Annotated in this window: 21 protein-coding genes; 15 read left to right on the top strand and 6 right to left on the bottom strand. The window is 52.0% G+C overall.

The genetic code is table 11. The annotated features are described in order from the left end of the window. Positions 1 to 101: 101 nt before the first annotated feature. The 12 genes from blr to gstA all read left to right on the top strand — a co-directional run bounded on the left by blr (position 102) and on the right by gstA (position 10,590). Positions 102 to 227, top strand: coding sequence for a division septum protein Blr (gene blr, locus AC07RN_RS00775; protein WP_169794899.1), 126 nt, complete (start codon positions 102 to 104; stop codon positions 225 to 227). A gap of 234 nt (positions 228 to 461) precedes the next feature. After that, positions 462 to 677 (top strand): transcription modulator YdgT, encoded by a 216-nt coding sequence (gene ydgT, locus AC07RN_RS00780; RefSeq protein ID WP_041689386.1) that lies wholly within the window; start codon positions 462 to 464, stop codon positions 675 to 677. Positions 678 to 764: 87 nt separating this feature from the next. Then, on the top strand, positions 765 to 1,205 hold the full coding sequence (locus AC07RN_RS00785; protein ID WP_012017216.1) for a DUF2569 domain-containing protein: 441 nt from the start codon (positions 765 to 767) through the stop codon (positions 1,203 to 1,205). A gap of 76 nt (positions 1,206 to 1,281) precedes the next feature. Then, positions 1,282 to 1,863 carry an electron transport complex subunit RsxA gene (gene rsxA, locus AC07RN_RS00790; protein ID WP_012017215.1) on the top strand — a complete coding sequence of 194 codons (582 nt, stop codon included), beginning with the start codon at positions 1,282 to 1,284 and terminating at the stop codon, positions 1,861 to 1,863. After that, positions 1,863 to 2,441: an electron transport complex subunit RsxB gene (gene rsxB / locus AC07RN_RS00795; protein WP_478335333.1), complete on the top strand. Its 579-nt coding sequence runs from the start codon at positions 1,863 to 1,865 to the stop codon at positions 2,439 to 2,441. Before rsxA ends, rsxB begins: the two co-directional genes overlap by 1 nt. Then, positions 2,434 to 4,743: an electron transport complex subunit RsxC gene (gene rsxC / locus AC07RN_RS00800; RefSeq protein ID WP_478335334.1), complete on the top strand. Its 2,310-nt coding sequence runs from the start codon at positions 2,434 to 2,436 to the stop codon at positions 4,741 to 4,743. The genes rsxB and rsxC overlap by 8 nt, the downstream gene beginning before the upstream one ends. Continuing rightward, the gene (gene rsxD / locus AC07RN_RS00805) at positions 4,744 to 5,796 is read left to right on the top strand and encodes an electron transport complex subunit RsxD (RefSeq protein ID WP_235135447.1); all 1,053 of its coding nucleotides are present in this window, start codon (positions 4,744 to 4,746) and stop codon (positions 5,794 to 5,796) included. A gap of 9 nt (positions 5,797 to 5,805) precedes the next feature. Continuing rightward, positions 5,806 to 6,426 (top strand): electron transport complex subunit RsxG, encoded by a 621-nt coding sequence (gene rsxG / locus AC07RN_RS00810; protein WP_478335335.1) that lies wholly within the window; start codon positions 5,806 to 5,808, stop codon positions 6,424 to 6,426. Positions 6,427 to 6,428: 2 nt separating this feature from the next. Next, on the top strand, positions 6,429 to 7,115 hold the full coding sequence (locus tag AC07RN_RS00815; RefSeq protein ID WP_478335336.1) for an electron transport complex subunit E: 687 nt from the start codon (positions 6,429 to 6,431) through the stop codon (positions 7,113 to 7,115). Then, positions 7,112 to 7,747: an endonuclease III gene (nth, locus tag AC07RN_RS00820; RefSeq protein WP_235135445.1), complete on the top strand. Its 636-nt coding sequence runs from the start codon at positions 7,112 to 7,114 to the stop codon at positions 7,745 to 7,747. Before AC07RN_RS00815 ends, nth begins: the two co-directional genes overlap by 4 nt. Positions 7,748 to 8,366: 619 nt before the next feature. Beyond that, positions 8,367 to 9,875, top strand: a complete 1,509-nt coding sequence (gene dtpA / locus AC07RN_RS00825) for a dipeptide/tripeptide permease DtpA (protein ID WP_235135444.1) — start codon at positions 8,367 to 8,369, stop codon at positions 9,873 to 9,875. A 109-nt stretch (positions 9,876 to 9,984) separates the two neighbouring features. Next, positions 9,985 to 10,590 carry a glutathione transferase GstA gene (gene gstA / locus AC07RN_RS00830; RefSeq protein ID WP_235135443.1) on the top strand — a complete coding sequence of 202 codons (606 nt, stop codon included), beginning with the start codon at positions 9,985 to 9,987 and terminating at the stop codon, positions 10,588 to 10,590. 56 nt (positions 10,591 to 10,646) lie between these two features. On the opposite strand, the gene pdxY is transcribed toward gstA, so the two are convergent. The 5 genes from pdxY to anmK all read right to left on the bottom strand — a co-directional run bounded on the left by pdxY (position 10,647) and on the right by anmK (position 15,229). Next, entirely contained in the window at positions 10,647 to 11,507 is an 861-nt protein-coding gene (pdxY, locus tag AC07RN_RS00835; protein WP_478335337.1) for a pyridoxal kinase PdxY, read from the bottom strand. A 63-nt stretch (positions 11,508 to 11,570) separates the two neighbouring features. Beyond that, positions 11,571 to 12,845 (bottom strand): tyrosine--tRNA ligase, encoded by a 1,275-nt coding sequence (gene tyrS / locus AC07RN_RS00840; RefSeq protein ID WP_478335338.1) that lies wholly within the window; start codon positions 12,843 to 12,845, stop codon positions 11,571 to 11,573. 125 nt (positions 12,846 to 12,970) lie between these two features. Next, a complete protein-coding gene (gene pdxH / locus AC07RN_RS00845; RefSeq protein WP_407434918.1) occupies positions 12,971 to 13,627 on the bottom strand; it encodes a pyridoxamine 5'-phosphate oxidase in 657 nt (218 codons plus the stop codon). Positions 13,628 to 13,684: 57 nt separating this feature from the next. Continuing rightward, the gene (gene mliC / locus AC07RN_RS00850; protein WP_478335339.1) at positions 13,685 to 14,008 is read right to left on the bottom strand and encodes a C-type lysozyme inhibitor; all 324 of its coding nucleotides are present in this window, start codon (positions 14,006 to 14,008) and stop codon (positions 13,685 to 13,687) included. A gap of 96 nt (positions 14,009 to 14,104) precedes the next feature. Further along, on the bottom strand, positions 14,105 to 15,229 hold the full coding sequence (anmK, locus tag AC07RN_RS00855; protein ID WP_478335340.1) for an anhydro-N-acetylmuramic acid kinase: 1,125 nt from the start codon (positions 15,227 to 15,229) through the stop codon (positions 14,105 to 14,107). Between the two features lie 254 nt (positions 15,230 to 15,483). Here anmK and slyB point away from each other — a divergent pair, with 254 nt between their 5' ends. Together slyB and AC07RN_RS00865 are read left to right on the top strand one after the other, a co-directional pair. Then, positions 15,484 to 15,951, top strand: coding sequence for an outer membrane lipoprotein SlyB (slyB, locus tag AC07RN_RS00860; protein ID WP_012017201.1), 468 nt, complete (start codon positions 15,484 to 15,486; stop codon positions 15,949 to 15,951). Between the two features lie 198 nt (positions 15,952 to 16,149). Then, positions 16,150 to 17,571 carry a sensor domain-containing diguanylate cyclase gene (locus tag AC07RN_RS00865; protein ID WP_478335341.1) on the top strand — a complete coding sequence of 474 codons (1,422 nt, stop codon included), beginning with the start codon at positions 16,150 to 16,152 and terminating at the stop codon, positions 17,569 to 17,571. Here the strand turns inward: AC07RN_RS00865 and slyA are convergent. After that, entirely contained in the window at positions 17,546 to 17,986 is a 441-nt protein-coding gene (slyA, locus tag AC07RN_RS00870; protein WP_012017199.1) for a transcriptional regulator SlyA, read from the bottom strand. The genes AC07RN_RS00865 and slyA overlap by 26 nt on opposite strands. A 180-nt stretch (positions 17,987 to 18,166) precedes the next feature. Between slyA and AC07RN_RS00875 the strand changes: the two genes are divergently transcribed. Beyond that, on the top strand, positions 18,167 to 18,403 hold the full coding sequence (locus AC07RN_RS00875) for a DUF1656 domain-containing protein (protein ID WP_449554278.1): 237 nt from the start codon (positions 18,167 to 18,169) through the stop codon (positions 18,401 to 18,403). Positions 18,404 to 18,405 lie beyond the last annotated feature (2 nt).

An 18,405-nucleotide genomic window follows, 5' to 3' on the forward strand; every position in this document is an offset into this window, starting at 1 on the left:
GGTAAACCGTCTTCAAAATACTTGCGATGCAGAAAGTCACGCTGTAACATTCACGCTCTGTATTTATGGATAAATTACAAACTCGAATCATGGCGTCAATAATCAATCGAATCATTGAGTTAGCAGGATGGGTTGTCCTGGGTGTTTCCGTCGTTCTTCTCGGCGTAGCGAGTCATATTGATAACTACCAACCACCTGAACCCGTTGCAGCCTCGCAGGCGAAGTAACCTCCTCCGCCAAAAGAGTGACACATGTTGTCAGTTGCATATTGCCTGGGATGTTAATCAGGGTTAACCTTCTTTTCCAGGTGTCGTCCGACGCCTGTTTTCTCCAAAGAAAACTCCTAATTTAGCCTCAACATTTGAATGGGCCATTTACGCCTTTCTTTATCCGTTTATTATTCGTGCGAATTACCCTACAGGTATGCGGTACGACTTACTTTAAAATGGAAACTTATTAATATGACAGTTCAGGACTATTTATTAAAATTTCGTAAAATCAGTTCTCTCGAGAGCCTGGAAAAACTGTTTGACCATCTGAACTATACGCTGACCGACAATCAGGAAATCATCAATATGTACCGTGCAGCCGATCACCGTCGCGCAGAACTGGTTTCTGGCGGACGCCTGTTCAATGTCGGCGAGGTTCCGAAAACCGTTTGGCGCTACGTGCTCTAAGAAGATACCCATCCGCGCGAAATGTTATATACTCACGCCCCGGCAAATTTGCAGGGTTTCATTTCGCGCAGAATTTTGGGAGATAACATGGCCACATTGCCTGGAGAGAAAATCGGAGGCTGGTTATTCGCTCCGCTTGCCTGGTTGCTGGTTGCATTATTAAGCGCCTCGCTGGCGTTGCTGCTTTATTCCACCGCGCTCGTTACACCCTACGCACTCAAAAATTTAACCTCACAAAGCACAATGAATATCGCCATGTGGTTTATTTCTTTCGGCTTTGCGATTGCGATGTGGTACTACACCCTCTGGCTGACCATTGCTTTCTTTAAGCGACGTCAGAAAGTGCCTAAACACTATATTATCTGGCTGCTGATTTCTGTGCTGCTGGCGTTAAAAGCCTTTGCCTTTTCGCCTGTTTCAGACGGATTAGCGGTGCGCCAATTGCTGTTTCCGCTGCTGGCAGCCTCACTGTTTGCCCCTTACTTCAGGCGCTCTGCTCGCGTGAAGAAGACCTTTGTGAATCCGTAATAACCTTACAGTTATCCTGTTGTCGCCTGGTGTGGTTTATCCGATAATAGGCGGCTTTTTTATTTCAGGCTGAATAATGACAGATTACTTACTGCTCTTCGTCGGAACGGTGCTGGTTAACAACTTCGTGCTGGTGAAGTTCCTTGGCCTGTGTCCGTTTATGGGGGTTTCCAAAAAGCTGGAAACCGCTATGGGAATGGGCCTGGCAACCACCTTTGTGATGACGCTGGCCTCTATTTGCGCCTGGTGGATTGATACCTGGATATTGATCCCGCTGGGCTTGATCTATTTGAGAACGCTCGCGTTTATTCTGGTTATCGCATTTGTGGTGCAATTTACCGAAATGGTGGTACGTAAAACCAGCCCTGCGCTGTACCGTCTGCTCGGTATCTTCTTGCCGCTGATCACGACAAACTGCGCCGTTCTCGGCGTTGCACTTCTGAACATCAACCTTGGGCATAATTTCCTGCAATCCGCGTTATACGGTTTTTCCGCCGCGGTCGGATTTTCCTTGGTGATGGTGCTGTTTGCCTCCATTCGCGAACGGATGGCCGCCGCCGATATTCCGGCTCCTTTTAAAGGTAACGCCATCGCACTCGTGACTGCCGGTTTGATGTCTCTGGCCTTTATGGGCTTTAGTGGTTTGGTGAAGTTGTAATGAACGCTATCTGGATTGCCGTCATCGCCATCAGCATTCTGGGGCTATTTTTTGGCATCATTTTGGGTTACGCGTCGCGCCGTTTTGCGGTCGAGGGAGATCCGGTCGTCGAAAAAATCGATGAACTGTTACCGCAAAGCCAGTGTGGGCAATGCGGTTACCCTGGCTGTCGCCCCTACGCTGAGGCGGTGGGCAGTCAGGGCGAAAAAATTAACCGTTGTGCGCCGGGTGGCGAAGCCGTGATGCTGAAAATAGCCACGCTGCTTAATGTTGACCCTCAGCCTGTTGATGGCGATGAAAGCGCACAAGAGCCAGCACGTCTGCTGGCCGTTATTGACGAAGCCAACTGTATTGGCTGTACGAAGTGCATCCAGGCCTGCCCTGTTGATGCGATCGTCGGCGCAACGCGCGCTATGCACACCGTTATCGCGGATTTGTGTACGGGCTGTAACCTCTGCGTTGCCCCCTGCCCGACGCAATGTATTGACCTGCGTCCGGTCGAAACGACTACCGAAAGCTGGAAGTGGGATCTTCAAACCATTCCAGTTCGCATAATTCCTGTGGAACACCATGCTTAAGTTATTTTCTGCTTTCAGAAAAGAGAAGATTTGGGATTTTGATGGCGGCGTTCATCCGCCAGAGATGAAATCCCAGTCCAGCGGCGCACCGCTGCGCCAGATTCCGCTGGCGAACCGTTTTGTTATGCCGCTAAAACAGCACATCGGCGCTGAGGGAGAACTGTGCGTCAACGTGGGCGATACTGTTCTCCGTGGTCAACAGCTTACCTTTGGTCGCGGACGCATGCTCCCGGTTCACGCCCCAACGTCCGGAACGGTGGTGGCGATCGCGCCCCATACGGTGGCTCACCCTTCTGCACTGGCGGAATTGAGCGTCATGATTGAGCCTGACGGCGAAGACCGTTGGATCGATCGTGAAGGCTGGAATGATTATCGCGCGCCAAGCCGCGAGGCGTTGATTGAACGCATTCATCAGTTTGGCGTTGCGGGTTTGGGCGGTGCTGGCTTCCCGACCGGAACAAAGCTGCGCGGCGGTGGCGACAAGATCCAGACGCTCATTATCAATGCCGCAGAATGTGAGCCTTATATTACCGCCGACGACCGTCTGATGCAGGATTGCGCAGCACAGGTCGTAGAAGGCATCCGCATTCTCGCGCATATTTTGCAACCCCGCGAAGTACTGATCGGTATTGAAGATAACAAACCGCAAGCCATTTCCATGCTCCGTGCAGTGCTGGCTGGCAGTCACGATATTGGCCTGCGCGTCATTCCAACCAAATACCCGTCGGGCGGTGCGAAACAGCTCACACAAATCTTGACCGGAAAACAGGTTCCGCATGGCGGACGCTCCTCCGATATTGGCGTGCTGATGCAAAACGTCGGTACGGCGTATGCGGTAAAACGCGCGATTATCGACGGTGAACCTCTAACCGAACGCGTGGTGACGCTCACCGGTGAGGCTGTTTCTCAGCCCGGTAACGTCTGGGCACGCCTGGGTACACCGGTTCGCCATCTGCTGGAAAACGCAGGATTCTCGCCGGGCAGCGAGCAAATGGTCATTATGGGCGGTCCGCTGATGGGCTTTACCCTGCCGTGGCTGGACGTTCCGGTGGTTAAAATTACCAACTGTCTGCTGGCTCCATCGGCCAGCGAGATGGGCGAAGAGCAGGAAGAAAAAGGCTGTATTCGTTGCAGCGCGTGCGCAGATGCCTGCCCGGCGGATTTACTGCCGCAGCAGTTGTACTGGTTCAGCAAAGGTCAGCTCCACGATAAAGCAAAGGCCCACAACCTGGCCGACTGCATCGAGTGTGGCGCTTGCGCGTGGGTGTGTCCGAGCAGCATTCCGCTGGTGCAATACTTCCGTCAGGAAAAGGCCGAGATCTACGCCATTTCGCTGGAAGATAAACGCGCAGCCGAAGCAAAAGCACGCTTTGAAGCGCGCCAGGCACGCCTTGAACGCGACAAAATCGCCCGTCAGGAACGTCACAAGAAAGCGGCCGTTCAGCCTGCCGAGAAAGATCAGGAAGCGATTAACGCCGCGCTGGCCCGTGTTCGTGAGAAAAAAGCGACCGCCGCAGAGGTTGTGGTTATTCCTGCTGGTGAGAAACCGGACAACCGTGAAGTGATCGCCGCACGTGAAGCACGTAAAGCACAGGCGCGAGCGCATCAGGCAGAAAAAGCACAAACTTTAGCGACGGATGCAAATGTCGATCCGCGTAAAGCTGCGGTTGAAGCGGCTATCGCGCGTGCTAAAGCACGTAAAGCTGGCGCATCCGAAGAGTCAGCCGCGCAAGACACGCCTGTCGATCCGCGTAAAGCTGCGGTTGAAGCGGCTATTGCACGTGCTAAAGCACGTAAAGCTGGCGCATCCGAAGAGTCAGTCGCGCAAGACACGCCTGTCGATCCGCGTAAAGCTGCGGTTGAAGCGGCTATCGCGCGTGCCAAAGCACGTAAAGCTGGCGCATCCGAAGAGTCAGTCGCGCAAGACACGCCTGTCGATCCGCGTAAAGCTGCGGTTGAAGCGGCTATTGCACGTGCTAAAGCACGTAAAGCTGACGCACCAGAAGAATCAGACGTGAAAGACGCGCCTGTCGATCCGCGCAAAGCTGCGGTTGAAGCCGCTATTGCGCGCGCCAAAGCGCGTAAAGCTGGCGCACCAGAAAAATCAGACGTGAAAGACGCGCCTGTCGATCCGCGCAAAGCTGCGGTTGAAGCGGCTATCGCACGTGCTAAAGCGCGTAAAGCTGCGGCACAAGAAGCGGAACCCGCAGCAAATGACGACCCACGCAAAGCCGCAGTCGCCGCCGCGATTGCACGCGTTCAGGCTAAGAAAGCCGCACAGCAGGCAGTAAACGAGGATTAAATGGTTTTCAGAATCGCAAGCTCCCCCTACACCCATAACCAGCGCCAGACATCACGCATCATGATGCTGGTCTGCCTGGCCGCATTGCCAGGCATTGCCGTTCAGTTCTGGTTTTTTGGCTGGGGGACGCTGTTTCAAATTATCCTCGGTTGTGTCAGTGCACTTGGGGCGGAAGCGCTTGTTCTGAAGCTGCGCAAAATGCCGGTTTCGCGCATTCTTGCGGACAACTCAGCATTGCTGACTGGCCTGTTGCTGGCGATCAGCATTCCGCCCTTCGCACCGTGGTGGATGGTGGTCCTGGGTACGGTCTTTGCCGTCATCATCGCAAAACAGTTGTACGGTGGTCTTGGGCATAACCCGTTCAACCCTGCCATGATCGGGTATGTGGTGCTACTTATCTCTTTCCCGGTGCAAATGACCAGTTGGTTACCGCCGCAGGAGATTGCCGCGACCGTGCCTGGCTTGATGGATGCGCTGCAGGTGATCTTTACCGGGCACACCGCCACGGGGGGTGACATGGCCACGCTGAGAATGGGCGTAGACGGTATCAGCCAGGCCACGCCGCTCGACACCTTTAAAACGTCGCTGCATGCCGGTCACAGCGTCGATCAGATCATGCAATACCCTATCTATAGCGGCGTTCTAGCCGGAGCGGGCTGGCAGTGGGTCAACCTGGCGTATCTGCTCGGCGGGGTATTCCTCCTGTGGAACAAAGCGATTCGCTGGCATATTCCGGTGAGCTTCCTGGCGACACTGGCGTTCTGCTCAACGCTGGGTTGGCTCTTTTCGCCTGAATCAATGGCAAGCCCGGAGATTCATCTGCTCTCTGGTGCGACGATGCTGGGCGCATTCTTTATTTTGACCGACCCTGTCACCGCCTCCACCACTAACCGTGGGCGTCTCATCTTTGGCGTGCTGGCGGGCCTGCTGGTCTGGTTGATTCGCAGTTTCGGGGGGTATCCGGATGGCGTTGCGTTTGCTGTTTTGCTGGCCAACATTACCGTGCCGTTAATCGATTACTACACGCGTCCTCGCGTGTACGGCCACCGTTAAGGAATTGCCATGCTGAAGACAATGCAAAAACACGGCATGACGCTGGCCATTTTCGCGGCAGTCCTGACCGGATTGACTGCCCTGGTCAACGAGCTGACTAAAACCACCATTGACGAACAGGCCGCGAAGCAGCAAAAAGCGTTATTCGATCAGGTGATTCCCTCTGATTTCTATGACAATAATTTGCAGGAAAGCTGTTTTATCGTTCAGGCTCCACAACTGGGCAAAGGTAACCATCGCGTGTTTATCGCCCGTAAAGGTGATAAAGCCGTAGGCGCGGTGATGGAAACCACTGCCCCAGATGGGTATTCCGGCGCGATCCAGCTGCTGGTGGGCACTGATTTTTCTGGTACGGTTCTGGGTACGCGCGTGACAGAGCATCACGAAACGCCGGGCCTGGGTGATAAAATCGAAGTGCGTTTAAGTGACTGGATTTTGCACTTTGCCGGGAAAATCATTCACGGCGAAAATGACGCTGCCTTTGCGGTGAAAAAGGATGGCGGTGAGTTTGATCAGTTTACCGGTGCCACGATCACTCCACGTGCAGTCGTGAACGCCGTGAAGCGCGCCGGACTGTATGCCGAGACGCTCCCGTCGCAACTCAATCAACTTCCAGCGTGTGAGGAATAACAATGAGCCAGGTTAAAGACGTTATCGTCCAGGGTCTTTGGAAGAACAATTCCGCGCTGGTCCAGCTACTGGGAATGTGCCCGCTGCTGGCCGTGACGTCCACCGCCACCAATGCCCTTGGGCTGGGCCTGGCGACGACGCTGGTGCTGACGCTCACCAACTTATCAATATCGGCGCTGCGTCGTTGGACGCCGTCGGAAATTCGTATCCCGATTTACGTCATGATCATCGCGTCTGTCGTCAGCATCGTGCAGATGCTGATTAACGCCTACGCGTTTGGCCTGTACCAGTCGCTGGGAATTTTTATCCCGCTCATCGTCACCAACTGTATCGTGGTGGGCCGTGCCGAAGCCTTCGCAGTCAAAAACGATCCGCTGATCTCTGCTCTCGACGGTTTCGCGATTGGGATGGGCGCGACCTGCGCGATGTTCGTCCTCGGATCGATGCGTGAAATTTTGGGGAACGGAACGCTGTTTGATGGCGCGGACGCGCTGTTGGGCAGCTGGGCAAAATCACTGCGTATCGAAGTGTTCCATACCGACACACCGTTCCTGTTAGCAATGCTGCCGCCCGGTGCCTTTATTGGCCTTGGCATGATGCTGGCGTTAAAATACCTGATCGATGAAAAACGTAAACGCCGCGCCGCTGAACGTAGCGTGCAGGAAGGGATGCCAGAGAAAGCGTCATGAATAAAGAGAAACGCCTCACGATTTTGACGCGTCTGCGCAATGAGAACCCTCATCCGACGACAGAACTGAACTTCAACTCACCTTTCGAGCTGCTGATTTCAGTCCTTCTTTCCGCGCAGGCGACCGACGTCAGCGTCAATAAAGCGACGGCGAAGCTTTATCCCGTTGCTAACACGCCACAGGCCATTCTTGAGCTGGGCGTCGAGGGCGTGAAATCCTATATCAAAACCATCGGCCTGTTTAACAGCAAGGCGGAGAACGTCATCAAGACGTGTCGTATCTTACTGGAACAGCATGGAGGCGAAGTTCCCGAAGACAGGGCTGCACTGGAAGCCCTGCCAGGCGTGGGGCGTAAAACCGCGAACGTGGTGCTCAACACCGCGTTTGGCTGGCCGACAATTGCCGTCGACACCCATATCTTCCGCGTCTGCAATCGCACAAATTTTGCGCCGGGGAAAAACGTCGAACAGGTTGAAGAGAAGTTGCTTAAGGTCGTTCCTGCTGAATTTAAAGTCGACTGCCACCACTGGCTGATTCTGCATGGGCGTTACACCTGTATTGCGCGGAAACCGCGCTGCGGCAGCTGCATTATTGAAGATTTGTGCGAGTTCAAAGAGAAAGTCTATTCCTGATAGAGAAGGCGCGGGCCTGATTTTGCTGTCTGCGCTTTCTTACGTAGGCCAGGCCTAACCGCATTCCCCTCATTTTCCGAACAATTATCCGCCGCCCTGCCTTCTTAACCTGTCAATGATCCGGTTCATTAACACTCATGCAGGTTAATTGTTTTTTCGTGAGCGAAAATTTCTATACATTTGTGATCGCGATCACCCTGATAACGCGATGTTGAAATTTTGTTTAAAAATGCGCCCCAAGCCTTTGTCCAGACAGGCCCCAGCCCTTCATTAACAAAAGATTAAACCATTCATTTTTCAGATTATGGGCTATATCACTGGATGAATAGCTTATCAGCAGAACATATCGCCTTACCGCATCATCACCGGGGATTTAGTAGTGAAAAAAACCGTCATTTCAGATGATGAAAGATTTAACGCTGAATAACATTTACCTGACCACTGCATTATGCCGCCATCGTTATATGTAACAGAATATTGCAAATGTATTGCCAGACGCGCCAAGATAGTGAACATTACCCGCCGTTTCCCCCTCCCAATATAACTATAAGGCGAATGAACTTCGGTCATTACGCCGTGAACACCCCCGTTAATATGGGATGTAAAAAAAGAGGTATAAGTGTCTACTGCAAACAATAAACCAACAGATGAAAGCGTTAGCTTAAACGCCTTCAAACAACCTAAAGCGTTTTATCTCATCTTCTCTATCGAATTATGGGAACGTTTTGGTTTTTACGGCCTGCAAGGGATTATGGCTGTCTACCTGGTCAAACAACTGGGTATGTCCGAAGCGGATTCGATCACACTGTTCTCTTCTTTTAGTGCGTTGGTCTACGGTCTGGTTGCCGTTGGCGGCTGGTTGGGCGATAAAGTCCTCGGCACCAAACGCGTTATCATGCTGGGCGCCGTTGTTCTGGCGATCGGTTATGGTCTGGTTGCGTGGTCTGGTCACGATGCAGCAGTGGTCTACATGGGTATGGCGACTATCGCCGTCGGTAACGGCCTGTTCAAGGCCAACCCGTCTTCCCTGCTCTCTACCTGCTACAACAAAGATGACCCACGTCTGGACGGTGCATTCACCATGTACTACATGTCCATCAACATCGGGTCATTCTTCTCAATGCTGGCAACCCCATGGCTCGCGGCTAAATTCGGCTGGAGTGTGGCATTTGCGCTGAGCTTTGTGGGTATGCTGATCACCGTGGTGAACTTCCTGTTCTGCCGCAGCTGGGTGAAAGACTACGGTTCAAAACCCGATTTCGAACCGGTTCATATCGGTAAACTGCTGGCAACAATAGTCGGTGTAGTCATTCTGGCAACGATTGCTACCTGGCTGCTGCATAACCAGGGCGTGGCGCGTGCGGTACTGGGCGTGGTGGCACTGGGTATTATCTGCATCTTTGCTAAAGAAGCATTCGCCATGCAGGGCGCTGCACGTCGTAAGATGATTGTGGCCTTCATCCTGATGCTGCAGGCGGTTGTATTCTTCGTGCTTTACAGCCAGATGCCAACGTCTTTGAACTTCTTCGCGATTCGTAACGTTGAACACTCGATTCTGAGTATCGCGTTCGAACCGGAACAGTTCCAGGCACTGAACCCATTCTGGATCATGATTGGTAGCCCGATTCTGGCCGCTATCTATAACAAAATGGGCGATCGTCTGCCAATGCCACACAAATTTGCGATCGGTATGGTGCTGTGTTCAGGTGCATTCCTCGTGCTGCCGCTGGGCACCAAATTTGCGACTGACGCAGGTATCGTGTCTGTGAACTGGCTGATTCTGAGCTATGCGCTGCAGTCTATTGGTGAGCTGATGATTTCAGGTCTGGGTCTGGCGATGGTTGCACAGCTGGTTCCGCAGCGTCTGATGGGCTTCATCATGGGTAGCTGGTTCCTGACGACCGCCGGTGCCGCACTGATTGCAGGTAAAATCGCGAACCTGATGGCCGTTCCAGAAAACGTGACTGACCCTCTGGTCTCACTGGAAGTCTACGGTCGCGTATTCATGCAGATCGGTATTGCGACAGCGGTTATTGCTGTTCTGATGCTGTTGACTGCACCGAAGCTGAATCGTATGACGCTGGAAGACGACAAGGCTGCAAAAGCGACAGATACCGCGACTGCATAATTGCCATCGGGAAACGACTGAAGAGAAGCCGCTAACTGTGCGTTAGCGGCTTTTTTTTTATTCTACCTGGCGTTAACATCATTATAACCTCAGCAAAAAGGAGTTACCGATGAAACTGTTCTATAAACCGGGCGCCTGCTCTCTTGCCTGCCATATAACCCTGCGCGAGAGCGGGAAAGATTTTACGCTTGATAGCGTAGACCTGATGAAAAAGCGTCTGGAAAATGGCGAAGACTTTTTCGCAATCAACCCGAAGGGACAGGTTCCGGCTCTTGTTCTGGACGACGGTACGCTGCTCACTGAGGGTGTGGCTATCATGCAGTACCTGGCAGACACGGTTCCCGACCGCCAGTTGCTGGCACAGACCGGCAGCGCATCACGCTATAAAACGCTGGAATGGTTGAATTACATCGCTACAGAACTGCACAAAGGCTTCACGCCGCTGTTCCGCCCAGATACGCCAGAAGAGTACAAACCTACCGTACGCGCTTTGCTTGAGAAAAAGCTGCAATACATTAACGAGTCGCTGAAGGATGATCAGTGGATCAGCGGCCAGCGCTTTACCATCGCAGATGCGTATCTGTTTACGGTCTTGCGTTGGGCGCGTGCCGTGAAGCTCAATATGGAAGGATTGAATCATATTGATAGCTATATGGCGCGTGTTGCAGAGCGTCCTGCGGTATCCGCAGCGCTGAAAGCTGAAGGGTTGAATTGATTTAACGTTTATTGCTGTGCCGGGTAAGGGTTACGCCTTACCCGGCCAGTCAAAATTTACAACTCAGTGACGCTGAAATAATGCTCTGGCTTTGCGATCCGATCCTGTGCCGCCACAACCTGCAATTCATACTCCTGCATATTTTTCGTGGCGATCATGATTTCATAAACCGCTGCGGTGACATGTTCTAGCGCCTCACGCAGCGCTGCGCCTTGCAGCAGTTTCACCAACAGCAAACCGCTGGTCACATCTCCCACACCCACCGGCTGACGAAATCCAAAATCCACCAGCGGTCGACTGATATGCCAGGCCTCTTCTTTTGTCACCAGCAGCATTTCAAACCGATCCACGCTCAAACCAGCGCGAGCCAGGTGTTTAACCAACACAATCTCGGGTCCCTGCGCAATGAGTTCGCGTGATGCGGCGACCGCGTCTTCAACGTTATTGACGGGATGTTCACAGAGGATTTCGAGTTCTAACAGGTTGGGCGCAATAATGTCGCTCGCGGGAAGCGCATGACGAACATGAAATTCAGCGACGCCCGGCGCAACGATGCACCCTTTTTCAGGATGCCCCATCACCGGATCGCAAAAATACTTCGCCGAGGGGTTCGCAGCTTTTACCTGACGAACGATGCCAAGAATATGCTCACCCTGCTCCGCAGACCCCAAATACCCGCTTAACACGGCGTCGCAGCGCTTGAGCTTACCGATATCCGCAATCCCCTGCACAATGTCAGTCAAATGCGCTGGCGGCATGACACAGCCCGTCCATTTGCCATATTGCGTATGGTTAGAAAACTGTACGGTATTAAGCGGCCAGACGTTGGCCCCAAGACGGCGCATCGGGAATTCCGCGGCGCTGTTGCCGGCATGTCCAAAAACAACGTGGGACTGAATGGCGAGGATGTTATTCATTTTTGTTATTACAACCCTAAAAATAAAGGGGCGTGGTTTCCCACGCCCCTTATGTCCTGACAATTACTTCCAGCAAATCAGGCAGTAATTTTTCTTGCCGCGACGCAGCAGCGTGTAACGACCATACAGGCGGTCGCCATCGACGAACGTGTATTCCGGGTCCGCCTGCTTCTCGCCATTAATGGTGATGGCATTAGAGGCAATAGTTTTACGCGCCTGTCCGCGCGACGGTTGCAGCTCGGAATCCACCAGCGCCTGCATCAGGTCCGCGCCCTTTTCCATCTCAACCATTGGCACGCCATCTTGCGCCAGCTGTTCAAAATCCGCTTCGCTCAGATCGCTCAGAGTTCCGTTAAACAGGCTTGCAGTGATGCGTTTTGCTCCCGCCAGACCGTCTTCACCGTGAACAAGGCGGGTGACCAGATCGGCCAGCACATACTGTGCACGTGGGGCTTTACCGCTGTTTTTATCTTCTTCTTCAAGCGCATTAATCTCTTCAATGTCCATGAAGGTGAAGAATTTCAGGAAGCGATAAACGTCCGCATCTGCGGTGTTAATCCAGAACTGGTAGAATTTGTACGGGCTGGTCTTTTTAGGATCAAGCCATACCGCGCCACCTTCAGTTTTACCAAATTTCGTGCCATCCGCTTTGGTAATCAGCGGAACGGTCAGGCCGAACACCTGGTTCTGATGCAGACGACGGGTCAGGTCAATACCAGAGGTGATATTACCCCACTGATCGGAGCCGCCGATCTGCAGCGCAACGCCATGCAGCTCATTCAGACAGGCAAAGTCATAACCCTGCAACAGGTTGTAAGAGAATTCGGTAAAGGAGATGCCCTGATCGTCGCGGTTCAGACGCTGTTTGACCGCTTCTTTGTTGATCATCTGATTGACGGAGAAGTGCTTGCCGATGTCACGCAGGAAGGTCAGCACGTTCATGTTGCCAAACCAGTCATAGTTATTCGCGGCAATCGCTGAGTTTTCACCGCAATCGAAGTCGAGGAACGGCGCAACCTGCTTGCGAATTTTGTCCACCCACTCCTGTACGGTGTCTTCCGTATTCAGTTTACGCTCGGCGGCTTTAAAGCTCGGGTCACCAATCAGACCGGTTGCGCCACCGACCAGTGCAACAGGCTTATGGCCCATCTCCTGGAAGCGTTTCAGGCATAACAATGGAACAAGATGCCCCAAATGCAAGCTGTCAGCGGTGGGATCGAAGCCGCAATAGAGCGCGATCGGGCCTTGCGCCAGTCGCTCTGCTAACGCTTCTTCGTCCGTCACCTGAGCCACGAGGCCCCGCTCTTGCAATTGTTTAATCAAGTTACTGCTTGCCATCAAATTCTCCATGTATAAACGACTGCACCTCTGTCGGTACACGACTTTTCGCCTGGTGCGAAAGGTACATAGAATAAAGCGCTGACACCTGTAGCGCCAGCGCTTAACACAACAAATTTCGGGGATTACGGGGCCAGACGGTCGATTTTCCACGCGGCGTTGTCGCGCTGGTATAAAAAGCGGTCATGAAGACGATGTTCACCGCCCTGCCAGAACTCCATCTGCTCGACAGAAACACGGAACCCGCCCCAGAAGCTCGGCAAAGGGACTTCGCCCTGCTGAAACTTCTGCTTCAGCTCAAGGAATTTGCTCTCCAGCACGCCACGAGCAGAAATGCGGCTCGACTGTTTTGACACCCAGGCACCAATTTGGCTGTCGCGCGGACGACTGTGGAAATACTTCAGCACTTCCAGCGTAGAGAGTCGTTCCGCTTTGCCCGTCACCATGACTTGACGCTCCAGCATGTGCCACGGGAACAGCAGGCTGATACGAGGATTATTCTCAAGATGATGCGCTTTACGGCTACCGAGATTGGTGTAAAACACCAGCCCTTTTTCGTCGTAATGTTTAAGCAGGACGATGCGCTGATACGGTTGACCGTTTTCATCGACCGTTGCCACCACCATGGCCGTAGGATCGGCCAGTTTGGCTTCGCAGGCTTGTTTCAGCCAGCGCTCAAACAAGTCCAGAGGCTCAGCGGGAAGATCCTGACGACGGAGACCGCCTTTAGTGTACTCACGGCGCAAATGCGCAATTTGCTGCAATTCATCGTTATCGGACATGGCGTTAGCTGAAATGAGAATTAGGTGGCGCTATTGTGCGCCGCCCCTGGAAAAATCTCAACGCTTCGGATTTTGAAGCTCGCAGTTGTTCAGTACTACGCGGTCACGTTTGTAGACTGTCGCGCTGTCGCCTTTAGACCAGAACACATAGATTCCATCGGTGTAACGCGTGCCAGACGCTGACATGCCTTGCTTTAAGTTCAGCAACGTATTGTCGTAAACAAAACTGGCTTCCTGGCGCGTATTGTTCAGCTTGACGCTCAACGGTTTTTCGTCGCAGCGGTATTCCAGAGAATCGGTGTGCATACGTTCGACAAACTGGTTGTAGTAGCTACAACTGGCCAGTAAAAGAGGGGCAAAAGCAACGAGCAGTTTTTTCATGGGCGGGTTCCGAAGACTATCCAGGTCTATGGAGGGCGAATTCACCCTCCTGTATTCCTCTCTATTTTACCGCCAACGGTGCGTGCTGAAATTAAGTTAACTCTGATTATGACGAGGATTTGCCGGATAAATGGCCCCCAATACGCTGGCTTCACGTGCGCCCGTCACGGACGGTAAATTGCCCGGCAGCCCAGCTACCGTGCGCCAGGCAAGCCAGGCAAACGCCAGCGCCTCCATGTCATCCCCGCTGATACCGGCTTCATCAGTCGTGGTGACTTCTGTCCCTGGCAACAGTCCGGCGAGGCGCGCCATGACCAGCGGATTTCGGCTTCCGCCGCCGCAGACAAGCAGTCGTTCACAGCCACCGCTCAACAGCACCTGTTCAGAAATCGATACCGCCGTGAGTTCAACCAGCGTGGCCTGAACATCCTGCGCAGCGAGGCCGGGGAATTGTGCCAACTGACGCTCGAGCCAGCCGTAATTGAAATACTCACGCCCGGTGCTTTTTGGCGCAGGGGCAGCAAAATAGGGTTCGCTTAAAAACATTTGCAGCAGCGGGATAATGACTTTCCCTTCACGCGCCCATTGTGCGTCTTTATCGTAAGCCTTACGGCACTGACGCCAGATCCAGGCATCCATTAACATATTCCCGGGGCCCGTATCGTAACCGCGCACCGGTTGGCCCGGAATGAGCATGGATAAATTAGCAATCCCGCCAATATTCAACACCATACGGCGTTCAACCGGGTGTGCCAGCAACGCCTCATGAAAAGCAGGAACCAATGGCGCGCCCTGTCCACCCAGCGCAATATCACGGCGGCGGAAATCCCCAACAACGGTCACACCGGTTTTCGCCACGATCTGATTATTGTCGCCAATTTGCAGCGAATGCGGCGCATCCCCCGTCGGCTCATGCCACACGGTTTGTCCATGACACCCAATCGCTACGATATCCTGAGGATGCAGATTTTCCTGATGCATGAGCGCAAGCACCGCTTCGCCAAACAGTGCCCCGAGCTTGACGTCCAACTGCCCCAGTTGCGAAAGCGTGAGTTGTTGCCCCTGGCAAATGCTCAGAATCGCTTCTTTTAACGCAACGGGAATCGGCCAGGTCAGGCTGGCCTGCTGCGCCACCATATTTTCATCAATTGCGGCAAGGACAACATCGACACCGTCCAGGCTCGTGCCCGACATAACGCCTATATAGCGACCCGATTTCATGCGCTTTCCTTAAATTGCGTGGGCTAATTGCCTCACTCCACCATAAACAGATGGGCATTTCTACGACGGGTTAATATTTTTTAACAATGTCAGAGGCAGAGCAGCGGCCGCGCTTCGTTTATGTCTCGTTAAGTCAAATTCAAGTACAATTTTCCTATTGTTAGTGCAAAGATATGATCTATGGCTCCCAATGCCATATAATTTAGCCATAACGGATGCTCAATTTGAGCGTTTTGGGTGAACAGGAGATTCAAATGATTTTACGTGTACTGGGCGTTTCGCTGATTGGATTAACTCTTGCAGGTTGTGTAAACAACGACTCGCTTTCTGGCGATGTTTATACCGCTTCTGAAGCTAAACAAGTTCAAAACGTGACTTACGGTACTGTTGTAAACGTTCGCCCGGTTCAGATTCAGGGTGGCGATGACAATAACGTTATTGGCGCAATCGGTGGTGCAGTGCTGGGTGGATTCCTGGGTAACACCGTGGGTGGCGGTACCGGACGTTCACTGGCAACCGCTGCGGGTGCTGTTGCGGGTGGCGTCGCAGGCCAGGGCGTTCAAGGCTCAATGAACAAAACGCAGGGTGTTGAACTGGAAATCCGTAAAGATGACGGCAACACCATTATGGTGGTTCAGAAACAAGGCAAAACTCAGTTTGCCAACGGCCAGCGTGTCGTGCTGGCAAGCAATGGCGGCCAGGTGACTGTTTCTCCACGCTAATATCATCAGAATGTGGTCTTCGGACCACATTCTCTAATATCTATTATTCATTCGTTACATAATATTAAGCATGCAAAATGTTTAATTTACGCACCTCCTTTTATATTGTCCCAGCGCAAAGTAATTCCGTCGAAAACCGATACTCTCTTTTTTTACTCTTTCTGCATTAAACTGATTTCTCACACTTAAGAAACACCTATGATTATGAAAAGTCCACGACTGAGAAACAGATATGTTGCCTTTACCTTTTTCTGTTTGTTTTTCTTTGTGGCATTACACTTTCTTGCCATAAAACTGCTGAACTTCGCACCCGCCTTCTCGCCGTTACTCTTTCCGCTATTAACCAGTTTCCTGGCGGTTTTTCATTTATTCATTGCCTGTTTTATGGTGATGAAATATTGGTGTGACAAAAAGCGCATTTATCATCTCGCGATCGCGTTCGCCTTTACAGGCTCAACCGTACTGTTACTCGCTACACTCACGTGTTTTCCCGTCTGGCTGATGCAACCCGGCATGCCACACGTCAATTACAGCGGCGCGATGATTTTCTTCATGATGCGCAACGTTATGATGGCCGTTTTGTTTACGCTTGCCGGCGTGCTGTTTATTTTCCGCCACTCCCCTCTAACACGCCTGATGCGTCACCTGATCTTTGCTGGGTTATTGGTTTTTACGCTGACGATGGTGACCGTGGCATGGTTTTATTCAGGTCATAGCGAGCTGTTCCCGCTCGATCTTATCAACAATACGACTCGACAATTCACGGCGTTATGGAAGCAGATAATTAATGGGGCGTTGATTATATTATGGCTTATTGCGCTCACGACGCTGTTAATCATTACCCGATTGCGCAATCTATTCTGGGCAAGTGGGACGTTCTTATGTACTTGCTACGTGATTATATTAATCACCTTATTGCCCTCCGATTTCATTGGGGGTTCCGTCTGGTATAGCGCGCGTTTGTTTGAAACCACCGCGTCATTGCTGATCATTTTAACCCTACTGCATGATGTCTTCAGTCTTTATCGAAATTCCCACATCAAATACCAGCAGTCTTATCAGAATTCAATTCGAGATGCGCTAACGCGACTCTACAATCGCAGTTACTTTTACGAGAGCCTGAATCAGGCGCTCGGTAAGATAACGGACAGTCATCCGGTTTCCGTTATTGTGTGCGATCTCGACTATTTCAAACGGATTAACGACAACTATGGCCATCTGCAAGGCGATAAAGTGCTGCAGTTCGTCGCTAATTTGTTGATGGATTCAGTACGTCCGCAAGATATTACCGCACGCATTGGGGGAGAAGAGTTTGTGTTGTTGCTGAGTAACACACATTCCGAGGCCGCCAGGCTCGTAGCAGAGCGTATTCGCCTCAGCTTAAGCAGCTTTGATCGGATCACAACGGAAGGAATGCTGCCGGAATCGGTTACCATCAGTATGGGAATTTACACCGCAACCACGTTACCGGTTACCGCTGAGGAGTGTGTAGAGCGTGCGGATAAGGCGATGTATGAGGCAAAAGAGACGGGTCGAAATCGAGTGGTGGTATATCAGGAAAATAAAGCCTTGCGAGGCAAGGCTTTTCATGACGTTAGTCGCGGGTTTGCAACTCGTTAATGTTTTGCTCAAGACGAGCAATCATTCCGATGAGTTGTTCCAGTTCCGCAGGCGAAATACCCGACAGAATTTCCCCACGTGTTTTACTGATGACGGCTTCCATCTCGGTGATGATAGGTGCCGCTTTGTCAGTCAGTTTGATACGTTTGGCACGACGATCGCTGGCGCAGGTTTGCCGGGAAATTAACCCCTTCTCCTCCAGTTGATCGAGCGTTCGCACCAGAGACGGCTGTTCAATTCCTATCGCTTTTGCCAGTTGAATTTGCGACTGCTCAGGCGGCAACTGATGGATGTTATGCAGCGTAACCCAATGCGTCTGCGTCAATTCCAGAGGTTTCAGGCGATGGTCAATCAGAGCACGCCAGATGCGTACCAACCTGGCCAGATCAGAACCTAATGGCGATTCCAATTTCATCTCCTTATAATTAGCTTGCTAAGTTATTATACTGATTTTAGAATAGTGTGCAGCAATTATATTGCCAAAACAAATGCAATACTGCATTCCTCCACTTTGGACATATAATTTAACCTTAATGAAGGCTGTTCATCGTGTTAAGTCCCTCAGGCCACTTTCCACTGCAAAGGATCTCTGCTTGTGAAGTTCTCATTTAGCTCTGCGGGATTACCCCTACAGGACCTGATTGTTGGTGCTTCTGTCTATTTTCCTCCCCTTTTTAAAGCGGTGATGCTGGGCTTTCTTATCTGGCTTATCGCGCACAGAGTGCTTCGTGACTGGATGTATTCCGGCGAGATCTGGCATCCGATGCTCATGGATCTTTCGCTCTTCGCCCTTTCCGTCTCTCTGGGTCTGGCTTTACTGATTGCGTGGTGAAT

It is taken from the genome of Lelliottia sp. GFLA7 (assembly GCF_056490165.1).

Bases quoted from the DNA above. Each gene is read 5' to 3' on its own strand.
- ydgT (WP_041689386.1), top strand. From the start codon at position 462: ATGACAGTTCAGGACTATTTATTAAAATTTCGTAAAATCAGTTCTCTC.
- AC07RN_RS00785 (WP_012017216.1), top strand. From the start codon at position 765: ATGGCCACATTGCCTGGAGAGAAAATCGGAGGCTGGTTATTCGCTCCG.
- rsxA (WP_012017215.1), top strand. From the start codon at position 1,282: ATGACAGATTACTTACTGCTCTTCGTCGGAACGGTGCTGGTTAACAAC.
- rsxB (WP_478335333.1), top strand. From the start codon at position 1,863: ATGAACGCTATCTGGATTGCCGTCATCGCCATCAGCATTCTGGGGCTA.
- rsxC (WP_478335334.1), top strand. From the start codon at position 2,434: ATGCTTAAGTTATTTTCTGCTTTCAGAAAAGAGAAGATTTGGGATTTT.
- rsxD (WP_235135447.1), top strand. From the start codon at position 4,744: ATGGTTTTCAGAATCGCAAGCTCCCCCTACACCCATAACCAGCGCCAG.
- rsxG (WP_478335335.1), top strand. From the start codon at position 5,806: ATGCTGAAGACAATGCAAAAACACGGCATGACGCTGGCCATTTTCGCG.
- AC07RN_RS00815 (WP_478335336.1), top strand. From the start codon at position 6,429: ATGAGCCAGGTTAAAGACGTTATCGTCCAGGGTCTTTGGAAGAACAAT.
- nth (WP_235135445.1), top strand. From the start codon at position 7,112: ATGAATAAAGAGAAACGCCTCACGATTTTGACGCGTCTGCGCAATGAG.
- gstA (WP_235135443.1), top strand. From the start codon at position 9,985: ATGAAACTGTTCTATAAACCGGGCGCCTGCTCTCTTGCCTGCCATATA.
- pdxY (WP_478335337.1), bottom strand. From the start codon at position 11,507: ATGAATAACATCCTCGCCATTCAGTCCCACGTTGTTTTTGGACATGCC.
- tyrS (WP_478335338.1), bottom strand. From the start codon at position 12,845: ATGGCAAGCAGTAACTTGATTAAACAATTGCAAGAGCGGGGCCTCGTG.
- pdxH (WP_407434918.1), bottom strand. From the start codon at position 13,627: ATGTCCGATAACGATGAATTGCAGCAAATTGCGCATTTGCGCCGTGAG.
- mliC (WP_478335339.1), bottom strand. From the start codon at position 14,008: ATGAAAAAACTGCTCGTTGCTTTTGCCCCTCTTTTACTGGCCAGTTGT.
- anmK (WP_478335340.1), bottom strand. From the start codon at position 15,229: ATGAAATCGGGTCGCTATATAGGCGTTATGTCGGGCACGAGCCTGGAC.
- slyB (WP_012017201.1), top strand. From the start codon at position 15,484: ATGATTTTACGTGTACTGGGCGTTTCGCTGATTGGATTAACTCTTGCA.
- AC07RN_RS00865 (WP_478335341.1), top strand. From the start codon at position 16,150: ATGATTATGAAAAGTCCACGACTGAGAAACAGATATGTTGCCTTTACC.
- slyA (WP_012017199.1), bottom strand. From the start codon at position 17,986: ATGAAATTGGAATCGCCATTAGGTTCTGATCTGGCCAGGTTGGTACGC.